The organism is Pseudomonas sp. C9 (assembly GCF_002000165.1).
Classification (GTDB): Bacteria; Pseudomonadota; Gammaproteobacteria; order Pseudomonadales; family Pseudomonadaceae; genus Aquipseudomonas.
The window spans coordinates 2,528,779-2,542,663 of sequence record NZ_MPAK01000001.1 but is presented as its reverse complement, the minus strand read 5'-3'; the positions used below and the strand labels follow the sequence as shown (position 1 = coordinate 2,542,663).

The window sequence follows — 13,885 nt, the reverse complement described above, 5'->3', positions numbered from 1 at the left end:
AATGGACCGTCATTGCCTGTTCTTCTGCCTGCTGGGGTTGTCCCTGCCGGCTAGCGCCATGGACCTGAAAGAAGCCTGGGACCTGTTGCAATTCCAGGGCCCTATCTACCAGGCTGCCGTGCATGAAAAAAAGGCTGGAGGGGAAAACCGTGCCATCGGCCTGGCCGGCCTGCTACCGCAGATCAATGCCTCGGCCTATGACAACAAGGTCAATGGCACCCAACGCCAGAACGGCATCGACAGAGATCTCGACTATGACTCCAAGGGCGCTAACGTGCGCCTGCGCCAGCCACTGTTCAACAAACAGAAGATGGCCGAGTACCGTCAGGGCCAACAGCGTGCCGACTACAGTGTCGCGGTGTTCGATGCCAAGACTCAGGACGCCGCCGTGCGCCTGGCCGAAAGCTATTTTGACGTGCTCCTGGCCAGCGAAACCATCGTCCTGGCCAAGTCCAAGCTGAACGCCTTCGAGGAGCAACTCGCCTCGGCGAAACGGCGCATGGAACTAGGGGCCGGCACCGTCACAGACATCGACGAATCAGTCGCTCGTCGCGACCTCGCCGAGGCTGAGCTGATCGAAGCACAGGACAACTTGATCAACTCGCGCCGCAAGCTTGTGGAATTTATCGGTGAAACTCCCGAATCGCTGACCACCCTGCGTCCGGGCTTCAATACACCACCGCTGCTACCGAGCAACCTGCAGGACTGGCTGGTCAAAGCCCAGGTCGACAGCCCGCTGATCCATGCACGCCGCTATAGCAGTGACCTCGCAGCAGAAGAAGTGAAACGCGCCAGGGCCGGCCACTGGCCAACACTGGATTTCATTGCCGGCTACACCGCGGGCAAGAGCCAATCACTCTCCGAGTTGAATCAACGCAACCAATACGGCTCGATCGGGCTGGAGGTCAATTTCCCCCTGTTCAGTGGTGGCGGCGTCAGCGCGCTGACACGCCAGGCCAGTGCCAATAGCGATAAGGCCATAGACGAACTCGACGCCACACGACAGGAAGTCATCTCCGGTACGACCCGTGAGTATTACGGCATACAGAGCGGCGCCAAACGTGTTCGTGCACTGGAGAAGGCTGTGGAATCCAACGAACGCTCACTGGCTTCGACCCGCAAGGGCTTCAAAGAGGGGGGTACCAGTACCAACTCGGACGTGCTCAATGCCGAAGAATTGCTCTTCGTTGCACGCCACGATCTGTTCGAAGCCAAGTTGCGCTATTTGATGTCGCGTCTGCGCCTGGCCTCTTCGGTGGGCAGTCTGGGCGACGACGATATCGACCAGATCAACGACTATCTTGGCCCGGAACTGCTGGTGAACAACTGACTTGCACCTGACCGCCGGTCGAGCCAGACGATGGCTGACCGGCGTTCTACTGATGCGTGACCGGACGTTCAAAAACAGCCGTTTCGATCACCTGTGGATAACTTATTCCACCGTCACCGACTTCGCCAGGTTACGCGGCTGGTCAACGTCCGTGCCTTTCAAGACAGCCACGTAGTACGACAGCAATTGCAGCGGGATGGTGTAGAGGATCGGCGACAGGATGTCGTGGATGTGCGGCATGTGGACAACGTGCGTGCCTTCGCCGTTGGTCATGCCAGCCTTTTCGTCTGCAAAGACAATCAGTTGGCCACCCCGGGCGCGGACTTCCTGGAGGTTGGATTTCAACTTCTCCAGCAGCTCGTTGTTCGGCGCCACGGTCACCACTGGCATGTCGTTATCCACAAGTGCCAACGGGCCGTGTTTCAGTTCGCCAGCCGGGTAGGCTTCAGCGTGGATGTAGGAGATTTCCTTGAGTTTCAGGGCCCCTTCCATCGCTACCGGGAATTGCGCACCACGGCCGAGGAACAGCGTGTGGTTTTTCTCGGCGAACAGTTCGGCGATTTTCTCCACGGTGCTGTCCATGGCGAGGGCTTCGCCCAAGCGGGTTGGCAGGCGACGCAATTCTTCGACCAGCGTGGCTTCGACGCCTTTGGCCAATGTGCCACGTACCTGACCCAAGGACAGGGTGAGCAATAGCAAGCCTACCAGTTGGGTGGTGAAGGCTTTGGTCGACGCCACGCCAATCTCACGACCGGCCTGGGTCAGCAGGGTCAGGTCGGACTCACGCACCAGCGAACTGATACCGACGTTGCAGATCGCCAGACTGGCGAGGAAGCCCAATTCCTTGGCGTTGCGCAACGCGGCCAGGGTATCGGCCGTCTCACCGGACTGCGAGATGGTCACGAACAGGGTGTCTGGCTGCACCACCACCTTGCGGTAGCGGAATTCGCTGGCGACTTCAACCTGGCACGGGATACCGGCCAGTTCTTCGAGCCAGTAACGGGCAACCATGCCGGCGTGATAGCTGGTGCCGCAGGCAACGATCTGTACGTTGCGTACTTTGGCGAATAGCTCGGCGGCCTGTGGGCCGAATGCCTGTACCAACACGCCGTTCGGGCTCAGACGACCTTCGAGGGTGCGCTGAACTACGGCAGGTTGCTCGTGAATTTCCTTGAGCATGAAGTGGCGAAACTCGCCTTTGTCCGCGGCTTCGGCACCGTCGCGGTACTGTACGGTTTCACGCTCGACGGCTTTGCCATCCACGTCCCAGATCTGCACGCTGTCACGGCGAATTTCAGCAATATCGCCTTCTTCCAGGTACATGAAACGGTCGGTGACCTGACGCAGTGCCAGTTGGTCGGAAGCCAGGAAGTTCTCACCCAGGCCCAGGCCAATCACCAACGGACTGCCGCTGCGGGCCGCAACCAGGCGATCAGGTTGATGAGCGCTGATAACCGACAGACCGTAAGCACCGTGCAACTCTTTGACGGTCGCCTTGAGGGCGGCTGTCAGATCGTGCAGATCCTTGAGTTTATGGTTCAGCAGGTGAGCGATGACTTCGGTGTCGGTGTCCGAGGTGAACACATAACCCAAGGCTTTGAGCTGCTCACGCAAGGCTTCGTGGTTTTCGATGATCCCGTTGTGCACCACGGCCAGATCGCCAGAGAAATGCGGGTGCGCGTTGCGCTCGCATGGCGCGCCGTGTGTGGCCCAACGAGTGTGGGCGATGCCGAGGCGACCGACCAGTGGCTCGGCTTCGAGCGCCAGTTCCAGCTCACTGACCTTGCCCGGACGACGCATACGTTCGAGTTTTTCATCGTGGGTGAAGACCGCCACACCGGCGCTGTCATAGCCACGGTATTCCAGGCGCTTGAGGCCTTCGAGCAGGATGGCGGTGATGTTACGTTCTGCGACTGCGCCGACAATTCCACACATGGCTATTTCTCCTGACTGATAGCTGCGCAAATCAAATTGATTCCGCGCGCCTGAATCTGATTGCGTGCCTCCAGGGGCAGGCGATCATCGGTGATAAGGGTATGGACACTGCTCCATGGCAGCTCCAGGTTGGGAATTTTGCGGCCGATCTTGTCGGCCTCCACCATCACGACGACTTCGCGGGCGACTTCGGCCATGACTCGGCTCAAACCCAGCAATTCATTGAAGGTGGTCGTACCGCGAACCAGATCGATGCCGTCGGCACCGATGAACAATTGGTCAAAGTCGTAAGAGCGTAATACTTGCTCGGCGACTTGCCCCTGGAAGGACTCGGAATGCGGGTCCCACGTGCCGCCGGTCATCAACAGCACCGGCTCGTGTTCAAGTTCGCTCAAGGCATTGGCAACGTGCAGCGAGTTGGTCATCACCACAAGACCCGGCTGCTGACCGAGTTCCGGAATCATGGCCGCCGTAGTGCTGCCGCTGTCGATGATGATGCGTGCATGCTCGCGAATGCGCAGGACGGCGGCGCGAGCAATGGCTTGTTTGTATTTGGAGACCGGTTGGCCGATGTCGGCTACCAGTTCCTGAGGCATGGTGATCGCTCCGCCATAACGGCGCAGCAGCAGGCCGTTACTTTCAAGCGCTGCCAAGTCCTTGCGAATCGTAACTTCAGACGTTTCGAAACGCTTCGCCAGCTCATCCACACTGACTTCACCCTGCTCATTGAGCAAGGTGAGAATATTGTGCCGGCGTTGGGGTGTATTGCGCTTCGACATGGGTTTGTAAGTTTCGATTCGAAAGATAACGGAAGCAATCAAAACCTATCAGCGAAAGTTCGTCAAGCGGATAGCGATAAAATGTCTATGGATAAAAGCATCGCGGGCCAGCCCGCTCCCACAGGAATTGGGAGATCCTTGTGGGAGCGGGCTGGCCCGCGAATGCAGTTGTGCAGCCTGTGAATAAATCAGGCTGACAACAGGTATGTGGATAACTCAGCTCTTCTTGATCTTCTCCGGCCGTTTCCAGCCATCGATGTTCTTCTGACGAGCTCGCCCTACCGCCAACTGGGATTTATCCACAGTCGAGGTAATCGTCGAACCGGCCGCCGTGGTCGCACCTGACAAGATATCCACAGGTGCCACCAACGAGTTGTTGGAACCGATGAACACATCTTCACCCAGCACCGTCTTCCACTTGTTGGCGCCATCGTAGTTGCACGTAATGGTGCCCGCGCCAATGTTGGTCCGCGCACCGATCTCGGCGTCACCCAGATAGCTCAAATGACCCGCCTTGGCGCCTTCGCCCAAGTGAGCGTTCTTCAGTTCAACAAAGTTACCCACATGCGCGCGAGCTTCAAGCACAGTGCCTGGCCGCAGGCGGGCGAATGGGCCGGCATCGCTGCCTTCACCCAGAATGGCGCCTTCAATGTGGCTGTTGGCCTTGATCACGACACCTTTACGCAGGGTGCTGTCCTTGATCACGCAGTTCGGGCCGATCACCACGTCATCTTCGATGACGACGTTGCCTTCGAGGATCACGTTGATATCGATCAGCACGTCGCGGCCAACAGTGACTTCACCGCGCACATCGAAACGGGCCGGGTCACGCAGGGTCACGCCTTGAGCCATTAAACGACGACCGGCGCGCAGTTGATAATGGCGCTCCAGTTCGGAGAGTTGCTTGCGATCATTGGCGCCCTGCACTTCCATGGCGTCATGAGGTTGCTCGGTGGCCACGATCAGACCATCGCTGACCGCCATGGCGATCACGTCTGTCAGGTAATACTCGCCCTGGGCATTGTTGTTGGAGAGACGGCTCATCCAGTTGCCCAGGCGTTCAAACGGCATAGCGAGAATGCCGGTGTTGCCTTCAGTGATCGCGCGCTCGGCTTCGTTGGCGTCCTTTTGCTCGACGATGGCCGTGACCTTGCCGCCGGCATCGCGGACGATGCGGCCATAACCGGTGGGGTCGTCCAGTTCAACGGTGAGCAAACCCAGTTGCTGCGGTGCGACTTTCTTGAGCAGGCGTTGCAGGGTTTCGACTTCAATCAGCGGCACGTCACCGTAGAGAATAAGTACGGTATCGGACTCAATGAACGGCACAGCCTGAGCCACCGCATGACCGGTACCCAATTGTTTGTCCTGAAGGACGAAATTCAGGTCGTCCGCCGCCAGGCGCTCACGCACGGCTTCGGCGCCATGACCAATCACCACATGAATGCGCTGTGGATCAAGTTGTCGGGCGCTGTGGATAACATGGCCAAGCATCGAGTTGCCGGCAATCGGGTGCAGAACTTTCGGCAATGCCGAACGCATGCGCGTGCCTTGGCCAGCAGCGAGGATAACGATTTCAAGAGACATGACTGGCTACCAATCCTGGGTGGTCAGCGGCTGCGACCAGGTTAAGAAAGTCGGAAAAGAAAAAAGGGTAGCCGAGGCTACCCTTTTTAATCAATCGCGCAACAAGTCGATGACGGATTAACCGCCGAACTTTTTGCGGATCTGCTGGACGGTGCGCAGCTGAGCTGCAGCCTCGGCCAAACGTGCAGAAGCAGCACCGTAGTCGAATTCCGAACCACGGTCATGCAAGGCCCTCTCGGCAGCCTTGACGGCTTCCTGAGCAGAGGCTTCATCCAGGTCGGCAGCACGTTGCACGGTATCGGCAAGTACTTTGACCATATTCGGCTGAACCTCGAGGAAACCACCGGAGATGTAAAACACCTCGGTTTCCCCGCCCTGCTTGATCAGGCGGATCGGGCCCGGCTTGAGATTAGTGATCAGCGGCGCGTGACCCAGGGCGATACCAAGATCACCCAGTGCACCGTGCGCAATCACCATCTCGACCAGACCGGAAAAGATTTCTCCTTCCGCGCTGACGATATCGCAATGGACTGTCATAGCCATCTGATTGCCTCAACCTAAATTAGCGCCCGTTTCCGGGCGCCGGGATTACAGTTTCTTGGCTTTCTCGATCGCTTCTTCGATGCCGCCGACCATGTAGAACGCTTGTTCTGGCAGGTGGTCGTAGTCACCGTTGAGGATGCCTTTGAAGCCAGCAATGGTGTCTTTCAGGGAAACGTATTTACCCGAAGAACCGGTGAAGACTTCAGCCACGAAGAACGGCTGCGACAAGAAACGCTGGATCTTACGAGCACGGTTTACCAACTGCTTGTCTTCTTCCGACAGCTCGTCCATACCCAGGATCGCAATGATGTCCTTCAGTTCTTTGTAACGCTGCAGAACATACTGTACACCGCGAGCAGTGTCGTAGTGGTCCTGGCCGATTACGTTCGGATCCAGCTGGCGCGAAGTCGAGTCGAGTGGATCGATTGCTGGGTAGATACCCAGGGAAGCGATGTCACGGGACAGAACGACGGTCGCGTCCAAGTGGGCGAAAGTGGTCGCTGGCGACGGGTCGGTCAAGTCATCCGCAGGTACGTATACCGCCTGGATCGAGGTGATCGAACCGTTCTTGGTCGAAGTGATACGCTCTTGCAGAGTACCCATCTCTTCGGCCAGGGTCGGCTGGTAACCTACTGCGGAAGGCATACGGCCCAGCAGTGCGGATACTTCAGTACCGGCCAGGGTGTAACGATAGATGTTGTCGACGAACAGCAGAACGTCGTTACCTTCGTCACGGAACTTCTCGGCCATGGTCAGGCCGGTCAGTGCTACGCGCAGACGGTTACCCGGCGGCTCGTTCATCTGACCGTAAACCAGTGCCACTTTGTCCAGAACGTTGGAATCCTTCATCTCGTGGTAGAAGTCGTTACCCTCACGAGTACGCTCACCCACACCGGCGAACACGGAATAACCGCTGTGCTCGATGGCGATGTTACGGATCAGTTCCATCATGTTTACGGTTTTGCCTACACCGGCACCACCGAACAGACCGACTTTACCACCCTTGGTGAACGGGCAAACCAGGTCAATAGCCTTGATGCCGGTTTCCAGCAGGTCGTTGCCGCCCGCTTGTTCAGCGAAGGTTGGCGCAGGACGGTGAATGCCCCAGCGCTCTTCGGTGTCGATCGGGCCAGCTTCGTCGATCGGGTTGCCCAGTACGTCCATGATCCGGCCCAGCGTCGCTTTACCGACCGGTACGGAGATGGCGGAACCGGAGTCGATGACGTCCAGACCACGCTTCAAGCCCTCGGTGGAGCCCATCGCAATGGTACGAACCACGCCGTCGCCCAGCTGTTGCTGAACTTCCAGAGTGGTTGCGGCCGCGCTTTGTACAGTCAGCGCGTTGTAGATGCTCGGTACGCTGTCGCGTGGGAATTCCACGTCGATAACGGCGCCGATGATTTGAACGATACGTCCGCTACTCATAGCTGGATCCTCTGAATATTTGAACCGTTAAACCGCGGCAGCGCCGCCGACGATTTCCGAGATCTCTTGGGTGATCGCAGCCTGACGCGCCTTGTTGTAGATCAGCTGCAAATCGCTGATCAAATCACCGGCGTTGTCGGTAGCGTTCTTCATCGCGATCATCCGCGCAGCTTGTTCAGCCGCGTTGTTCTCGACCACCGACTGGTAGACCTGCGACTCCACGTAACGAACCATCAAGCCGTCAAGCAGCTCTTTGGCGTCCGGTTCGTAGAGATAGTCCCAGTGGTGCTTGAGTCCTTGATCCGGGGTTGCCACCAGTGGAATCAACTGCTCCACGGTAGGCGATTGCGTCATGGTGTTGATGAACTTGTTGGACACCACGGACAGGCGGTCAATACGGCCGTCCAGGTAGGCATCCAGCATCACCTTGACGCTGCCGATCAGATCATTGATCGACGGCTCTTCACCCAGGTGGCTGATAGCTGCTACGACGTTACCGCCGAAGTTGCGGAAGAAAGCCGCACCCTTGCTACCCACTACACACAGATCAATCTCGACGCCGTTTTCGCGGTTTACCGCCATGTCCTTGACCAGGGCCTTGAACAGGTTGGTGTTCAAACCACCACACAAACCACGGTCAGAGCTCACCACAACGTAACCGACGCGCTTTACTTCACGCTCGATCATGAACGGGTGGCGATATTCCGGGTTGGCGTTGGCCAAATGACCAATAACCTGGCGGATGCGCTCCGCGTAAGGACGGCTAGCAGCCATGCGCATTTGTGCCCTGCGCATTTTACTGACCGCCACTTTTTCCATGGCGCTGGTAATCTTTTGCGTGCTTTTGATGCTCGCAATCTTACTGCGAATCTCTTTTGCGCCTGCCATGTAACACCTATCAGGTTAGCAAGCGGGAGCCTTGCGGCTCCCGCTGCGGCTTACCAGGTTTGGGTCGCCTTAAACTTCTCGATACCGGCTTTCATGCCCGCATCGATTTCGTCGTTGAAGTCGCCCTTCACGTTGATCTTCGCCATCAAATCGGCGTGATCGCGGTTGAAGAAGGAAATCAGCGCTTGTTCAAAGCTACCGATCTTGGCGATTGCGACGTCAGTCAGGAACCCACGCTCAGCGGCATACAGCGACAGCGCCATGTCAGCAATCGACATTGGTGCGTATTGCTTCTGCTTCATCAGCTCGGTAACACGCTGACCATGGTCAAGTTGCTTACGGGTCGCTTCGTCCAGGTCAGATGCAAACTGGGCGAATGCCGCCAGTTCACGGTACTGAGCCAGAGCGGTACGGATACCACCGGAGAGCTTCTTGATGATCTTGGTCTGAGCGGCACCACCCACACGGGATACCGAAACACCGGCGTTCACTGCAGGACGGATCCCGGAGTTGAAAATGGCCGATTCCAGGAAGATCTGACCGTCAGTGATGGAAATCACGTTGGTCGGAACGAACGCGGAAACGTCGCCAGCCTGGGTTTCGATGATCGGCAGTGCGGTCAGGGAGCCGGTTTTGCCGGTCACTGCGCCGTTGGTGAACTTCTCAACGTATTCTTCCGAAACGCGGGATGCGCGCTCCAGCAGACGGGAGTGGAGATAGAACACGTCGCCTGGGTAAGCTTCACGGCCTGGTGGACGGCGCAGCAGCAGGGAAATCTGGCGATAAGCCACTGCTTGCTTGGACAGATCGTCATAAACGATCAGCGCGTCTTCACCGCGGTCGCGGAAGAATTCACCCATGGTGCAACCGGCATAAGGTGCCAGGTATTGCAGTGCTGCAGATTCCGAAGCGCTCGCTGCCACGATGATCGTGTTAGCCAGTGCGCCGTTTTCTTCCAGCTTGCGAACAATGTTAGCGATGGTCGATTGTTTCTGACCGATGGCTACATAGACGCAGAAAATGCCGCTGTCTTTCTGATTGATGATCGCGTCGATCGCCAGAGCGGTTTTACCGATCTGACGGTCACCGATGATCAGCTCACGCTGGCCACGGCCGACAGGGATCATGGCATCGACAGCCTTGTAGCCAGTCTGTACAGGCTGGTCTACCGACTTACGCCAGATCACGCCTGGAGCAACTTTCTCGACCGCATCGGTCAAGGTGTTGTTCAGTGGACCTTTGCCATCAATCGGGTTACCCAGTGCGTCGACTACGCGACCCAGCAGTTCCTTACCAACCGGAACTTCGAGGATGCGGCCAGTGCACTTGGCGCTCATGCCTTCAGCCAGAGACTGGTAGGAGCCCAATACAACAGCGCCTACAGAGTCTTGCTCAAGGTTGAGGGCCATACCGAAGACGCCGCCCGGAAACTCGATCATCTCGCCGTACATTACGTCGGCCAGACCGTGAATCCGCACGATACCGTCAGATACGCTGACGACAGTGCCTTCGTTACGGGCTTGGGAGGTCACATCGAGCTTGTCGATGCGGCCCTTGATAATTTCACTTATTTCGGAAGGATTGAGTTGCTGCATTGCTCTGCTGCCCCTTCAAACTCAAGATTTCAATGCTTCGGCAAGGCTCGCGAGTTTGCCGCGAACCGAGCCATCGATAACCAGGTCGCCGGCGCGGATGACAATGCCCCCAATAAGGGATTTGTCTTCCTCGACTTGCAGGCGCACTTCCCGGTTGAGTCGTGCACTGAGAACCTTGGCGAGTTTGTCTTGCTGTTCTTGGTTCAATGCAAAAGCACTGGTCACTTCAACGTCTACCGACTTCTCTTGTTCGGCCTTGTACAGGTCGAACAGAGCGGATATCTCCGGCAACAGCGGGAGACGGTCGTTTTCGGCAACGACGTTGATGAAGTTCTGTGCCTTGACATCAAACTTGTCGCCGCACACGTCAATAAACGTGGCGGCCTTGTCTGCGCTCGTCAGTCGCGGGGCCTTGAGCACGCGCTGCATAGTGTCGTCTTGCGACACTGCTGCAGCCAGGCCGAGCATGGCTGACCAAGAGGCCAGTTGCTGGTGGGCCTGGGCGTGCTCGAAGGCTGCCTTAGCGTAAGGTCGGGCCAACGTGGTCAATTCTGCCATGATCGCCCTCGCTTAAATTTCAGCAGCCAGTTTGTTTACCAGCTCCGCGTGCGCGTTTTGATCGATTGTGGCACCCAGGATCTTCTCGGCGCCGCCAACGGCCAGAGCACCCAATTGGGCACGCAGCGCGTCTTTGACACTGTTCAGTTCCTGCTCGATCTCGGCCTGAGCCTGAACCTTCACACGGTCAGCGTCGATACGGGCTTTTTCAACAGCCTCTTCAACGATCTGATTACCGCGTTTCTTGGCCTGCTCAATGATTTCGGCTGCCTGAGCTTTAGCTTCGCGCAGTTGTTGACCCACTTTGTCGTGGGCCAATTCCAGGTCGCGAGCTGCTCGGGCGGCAGCGTCCAGTCCATCCGCGATCTTCTTCTGACGTTCGTGCAAAGCCGCGATGACCGGAGGCCACACGAACTTCATGCAGAACAGCACAAAAATGAAGAACGCAACGGACTGGCCAATCAGGGTTGCATTAATGTTCACGCCAACACCTCGCTCGTTCGTTACACATCACACCAATTACTCGAAGGTTCGAGTAATTAGCCAGCGAGTTGACCAACGAATGGGTTCGCGAAGGTGAAGAACAGAGCGATACCAACACCGATCATGGTTACGGCGTCGAGCAGACCGGCAACGATGAACATTTTAACTTGCAGCATTGGAACCATCTCTGGCTGACGCGCTGCGCCTTCCAGGAACTTGCCACCCAACAGGCCGAAACCAATTGCGGTACCCAGTGCGCCCAGGCCGATCAACAGTGCAACAGCGATAGCGGTTAGACCAACTACAGTTTCCATCTTTCCTCCCGACTTTTACGTCGTATGGTTTAGGTTTTTTAGATTTTAAAGCGGTAAAACAAATCGTTTCATAGCCCTGTTCGGGCACCCACTCGTTTTACCGAGTGGGACATCAGACTAGTCGAAACTGGTCTTAATGGTTCTCTTCGTGCGCCATCGACAAGTAAACGATGGTCAGCATCATGAAGATAAACGCCTGCAGGGTGATGATCAGGATGTGGAACACTGCCCACGCCCACTGCAGAACAACGCCCAGGCCGCTAAGCCAGAGCAGACCGCTGCCGAACATCACAGCAATCAGAATGAAGACCAGTTCGCCGGCGTACATGTTGCCGAACAGACGCAGTGCCAGGGAGATTGGCTTGGCAACCAGTGTCACGAACTCCAGCAGGAAGTTCACCGGAATCAGCAGGGCTTGAACGAAGATGTTCTTGCTGCCGAACGGGTGCAGGGTCAGTTCGCCGACGAAGCCGCCAATGCCCTTGACCTTGATGCTGTAGAAAATGATCAGCGCGAACACCGACAGGGCCATGCCCAGCGTTGCGTTCGGGTCAGTGGTCGACACGGCGCGGAACGGAATGTGATGGTCGCCGGTGATCAGGATGGCCAGTTGAGGAATCCAGTCGACCGGGATCAGGTCGACGGCGTTCATCATGAACACCCAGACGAAGATGGTCAGTGCCAACGGTGCAATCACCGGGCTACGGCCATGGAAGCTGTCTTTCACGCTGCCATCGACGAATTCGACCAATACTTCAACGAAGTTCTGCAAAGCACCAGGCTGACCGGAAGTCGCTTTCTTTGCCGCCATACGGAAAAGAAGAACGAAGATCAAACCCAACGCGACCGACCAGCCGAGAGTATCGACGTGGAAAGCCCAGAAGCCCATTTCTTTGGCTTCTGCTGCGGTGTGGGCAAAACCCCACCCGCCAGTTGGGTGCTGACCGAAAGTCAGGTTTTGCAAGTGGTGCTGGATATAGCCCGAAGCGGTTGTTTCTGCCATGGTTGCCTCAAACGCCCTAAGGTCTCGAAAGTCTTGTTCTCATCAGCAGGGGCGCGAACCAGCTGACCAGTTGGGTCAACACGAAGACGCCGAATACAGCTAGCGGCGCCAATGGCTTCACACCTGCAAACGTCAGCGCAAAGAGCGCTGCCGTCAAAATCAGTTTGCCCGCCTCACCGGCATAAAATGACCGGACGATGGCTTGAGCTGCTCGGGCGCCGGAAAACCGAAATGCCCTGTGAGCGAAATAAACATTGGGAAGCAAGGCTATCAGGCCTCCGCAAAGTCCCGAGTACCCGGCAACGACTCCACGCCATTGCCAAAGCGCCAAAGCAGCGATCAGCAGAACGACAAATTGAGCCATTAACACCGGAAAAACTGCCAGGCGATGGAACGGCAAGCGGTTTGGCGTGCGGGTTTCCATCACGTTTACTCTCCAATGGTCGGCTGCCAGAAATCAATAACTTGGCATAATTTGTGCCGACAAAATGCGCGCAGAGTATAGGGGCGGTTCGGCCCCTATTCAACTGTCAGGTAGTGATTTCCGACTGCACGCTACATGAGGAAATGTTTCAACAAATGTGTGCGAGCACACCTTGTAATTCGTCGAGGGAGTTGTAACCAATGACCAACTGCCCTTTCCCCTTCTTACCGTGGCGAATCTGCACCGCAGAGCCTAGGCGTTCAGCCAGGCGCTGCTCGAGTCGGGCAATATCCGGGTCCGGTTTTACCGGTTCGGCAGGCTCCTGTTTACCACTCAACCACTGGCGAACCAGTGCTTCAGTTTGGCGCACAGTCAGCCCCCGTGCGACAACATGTCGCGCCCCTTCTACCTGTTGATTCTCCGGTAAACCGAGCAAAGCACGTGCGTGACCCATTTCCAGGTCGCCGTGTGACAGCATGGTTTTGATAACTTCCGGCAACGCGATCAAGCGTAGCAGGTTGGCCACAGTTACGCGGGATTTGCCCACGGCCTCGGCAACTTGCTGTTGAGTCAGCTGGAATTCCTGCTGCAAACGCTGCAACGCCACGGCTTCTTCGATCGGATTGAGGTCTTCACGCTGGATGTTCTCGATCAGCGCCATCGCAATGGCCGTTTCATCCGGAACATCGCGAACCATCGCCGGGATGGTTTCCTGGCCCGCCTGCTGGCTTGCACGCCAGCGGCGTTCACCGGCGATGATTTCGAAGCGACCGCTGCCAATCGGGCGAACCACGATCGGCTGCATCACACCTTGGGCCTTGATCGATTGCGCCAATTCTTCCAGCGCCTGCGGATCCATGTCCCGACGCGGTTGGTATTTGCCCCGCTGGATCAGGTCCAGAGGCAGATGCTGCAGCTCACGCTGATCAGCTTGTACCGCTTGTTCTTCAAGCGAGCTGACAGTCGGACCACTCAGCAGTGCATCCAGTCCACGTCCGAGACCTCGTTTCTTGACGGCCATGGG

The 13,885-nt window shown here is 57.0% G+C and carries 14 protein-coding genes; 1 reads left to right on the top strand and 13 read right to left on the bottom strand.

Translation table 11 applies throughout. From position 1 onward, the window contains the following. Position 1 precedes the first annotated feature (1 nt). On the top strand, positions 2 to 1,330 hold the full coding sequence (locus tag BMS17_RS11930) for a TolC family outer membrane protein (RefSeq protein WP_046030883.1): 1,329 nt from the start codon (positions 2 to 4) through the stop codon (positions 1,328 to 1,330). A gap of 102 nt (positions 1,331 to 1,432) precedes the next feature. Here BMS17_RS11930 and glmS read toward each other — a convergent pair whose 3' ends face one another. From glmS to BMS17_RS11865, 13 genes are all read right to left on the bottom strand, one after another. Continuing rightward, positions 1,433 to 3,265: a glutamine--fructose-6-phosphate transaminase (isomerizing) gene (glmS, locus tag BMS17_RS11925; protein ID WP_046030886.1), complete on the bottom strand. Its 1,833-nt coding sequence runs from the start codon at positions 3,263 to 3,265 to the stop codon at positions 1,433 to 1,435. Between the two features lie 2 nt (positions 3,266 to 3,267). Continuing rightward, the gene (locus BMS17_RS11920; protein ID WP_046030887.1) at positions 3,268 to 4,044 is read right to left on the bottom strand and encodes a DeoR/GlpR family DNA-binding transcription regulator; all 777 of its coding nucleotides are present in this window, start codon (positions 4,042 to 4,044) and stop codon (positions 3,268 to 3,270) included. A gap of 216 nt (positions 4,045 to 4,260) precedes the next feature. After that, on the bottom strand, positions 4,261 to 5,628 hold the full coding sequence (gene glmU / locus BMS17_RS11915; RefSeq protein ID WP_046030890.1) for a bifunctional UDP-N-acetylglucosamine diphosphorylase/glucosamine-1-phosphate N-acetyltransferase GlmU: 1,368 nt from the start codon (positions 5,626 to 5,628) through the stop codon (positions 4,261 to 4,263). A gap of 117 nt (positions 5,629 to 5,745) precedes the next feature. After that, positions 5,746 to 6,171 (bottom strand): F0F1 ATP synthase subunit epsilon, encoded by a 426-nt coding sequence (locus tag BMS17_RS11910; protein ID WP_046030891.1) that lies wholly within the window; start codon positions 6,169 to 6,171, stop codon positions 5,746 to 5,748. 45 nt (positions 6,172 to 6,216) lie between these two features. Next, complete coding sequence (atpD, locus tag BMS17_RS11905) at positions 6,217 to 7,596, bottom strand: F0F1 ATP synthase subunit beta (RefSeq protein ID WP_007948086.1); 1,380 nt, start codon at positions 7,594 to 7,596, stop codon at positions 6,217 to 6,219. Positions 7,597 to 7,623: 27 nt separating this feature from the next. Next, entirely contained in the window at positions 7,624 to 8,484 is an 861-nt protein-coding gene (gene atpG / locus BMS17_RS11900; RefSeq protein ID WP_046030892.1) for a F0F1 ATP synthase subunit gamma, read from the bottom strand. Between the two features lie 50 nt (positions 8,485 to 8,534). Beyond that, positions 8,535 to 10,079 carry a F0F1 ATP synthase subunit alpha gene (atpA, locus tag BMS17_RS11895; protein WP_046030894.1) on the bottom strand — a complete coding sequence of 515 codons (1,545 nt, stop codon included), beginning with the start codon at positions 10,077 to 10,079 and terminating at the stop codon, positions 8,535 to 8,537. 21 nt (positions 10,080 to 10,100) lie between these two features. Beyond that, on the bottom strand, positions 10,101 to 10,637 hold the full coding sequence (locus BMS17_RS11890) for a F0F1 ATP synthase subunit delta (protein WP_077430983.1): 537 nt from the start codon (positions 10,635 to 10,637) through the stop codon (positions 10,101 to 10,103). Between the two features lie 12 nt (positions 10,638 to 10,649). Next, positions 10,650 to 11,120 (bottom strand): F0F1 ATP synthase subunit B, encoded by a 471-nt coding sequence (locus BMS17_RS11885; RefSeq protein WP_046030898.1) that lies wholly within the window; start codon positions 11,118 to 11,120, stop codon positions 10,650 to 10,652. Between the two features lie 56 nt (positions 11,121 to 11,176). Next, positions 11,177 to 11,434, bottom strand: coding sequence for a F0F1 ATP synthase subunit C (gene atpE, locus BMS17_RS11880; RefSeq protein ID WP_002555987.1), 258 nt, complete (start codon positions 11,432 to 11,434; stop codon positions 11,177 to 11,179). A gap of 133 nt (positions 11,435 to 11,567) precedes the next feature. Beyond that, on the bottom strand, positions 11,568 to 12,437 hold the full coding sequence (gene atpB, locus BMS17_RS11875; protein WP_046030903.1) for a F0F1 ATP synthase subunit A: 870 nt from the start codon (positions 12,435 to 12,437) through the stop codon (positions 11,568 to 11,570). Between the two features lie 16 nt (positions 12,438 to 12,453). Further along, positions 12,454 to 12,861 carry a F0F1 ATP synthase subunit I gene (locus BMS17_RS11870; protein WP_046030905.1) on the bottom strand — a complete coding sequence of 136 codons (408 nt, stop codon included), beginning with the start codon at positions 12,859 to 12,861 and terminating at the stop codon, positions 12,454 to 12,456. A 148-nt stretch (positions 12,862 to 13,009) separates the two neighbouring features. Next, the gene (locus BMS17_RS11865) at positions 13,010 to 13,882 is read right to left on the bottom strand and encodes a ParB/RepB/Spo0J family partition protein (protein ID WP_077430982.1); all 873 of its coding nucleotides are present in this window, start codon (positions 13,880 to 13,882) and stop codon (positions 13,010 to 13,012) included. Positions 13,883 to 13,885: the final 3 nt, after the last annotated feature.

What these genes read in the sequence shown, in the direction of transcription:
- BMS17_RS11930 (WP_046030883.1), top strand. Translation starts at nt 2, where the DNA reads ATGGACCGTCATTGCCTGTTCTTCTGCCTGCTGGGGTTGTCCCTGCCG.
- glmS (WP_046030886.1), bottom strand. Translation starts at nt 3,265, where the DNA reads ATGTGTGGAATTGTCGGCGCAGTCGCAGAACGTAACATCACCGCCATC.
- BMS17_RS11920 (WP_046030887.1), bottom strand. Translation starts at nt 4,044, where the DNA reads ATGTCGAAGCGCAATACACCCCAACGCCGGCACAATATTCTCACCTTG.
- glmU (WP_046030890.1), bottom strand. Translation starts at nt 5,628, where the DNA reads ATGTCTCTTGAAATCGTTATCCTCGCTGCTGGCCAAGGCACGCGCATG.
- BMS17_RS11910 (WP_046030891.1), bottom strand. Translation starts at nt 6,171, where the DNA reads ATGGCTATGACAGTCCATTGCGATATCGTCAGCGCGGAAGGAGAAATC.
- atpD (WP_007948086.1), bottom strand. Translation starts at nt 7,596, where the DNA reads ATGAGTAGCGGACGTATCGTTCAAATCATCGGCGCCGTTATCGACGTG.
- atpG (WP_046030892.1), bottom strand. Translation starts at nt 8,484, where the DNA reads ATGGCAGGCGCAAAAGAGATTCGCAGTAAGATTGCGAGCATCAAAAGC.
- atpA (WP_046030894.1), bottom strand. Translation starts at nt 10,079, where the DNA reads ATGCAGCAACTCAATCCTTCCGAAATAAGTGAAATTATCAAGGGCCGC.
- BMS17_RS11890 (WP_077430983.1), bottom strand. Translation starts at nt 10,637, where the DNA reads ATGGCAGAATTGACCACGTTGGCCCGACCTTACGCTAAGGCAGCCTTC.
- atpE (WP_002555987.1), bottom strand. Translation starts at nt 11,434, where the DNA reads ATGGAAACTGTAGTTGGTCTAACCGCTATCGCTGTTGCACTGTTGATC.
- atpB (WP_046030903.1), bottom strand. Translation starts at nt 12,437, where the DNA reads ATGGCAGAAACAACCGCTTCGGGCTATATCCAGCACCACTTGCAAAAC.
- BMS17_RS11870 (WP_046030905.1), bottom strand. Translation starts at nt 12,861, where the DNA reads ATGGAAACCCGCACGCCAAACCGCTTGCCGTTCCATCGCCTGGCAGTT.
- BMS17_RS11865 (WP_077430982.1), bottom strand. Translation starts at nt 13,882, where the DNA reads ATGGCCGTCAAGAAACGAGGTCTCGGACGTGGACTGGATGCACTGCTG.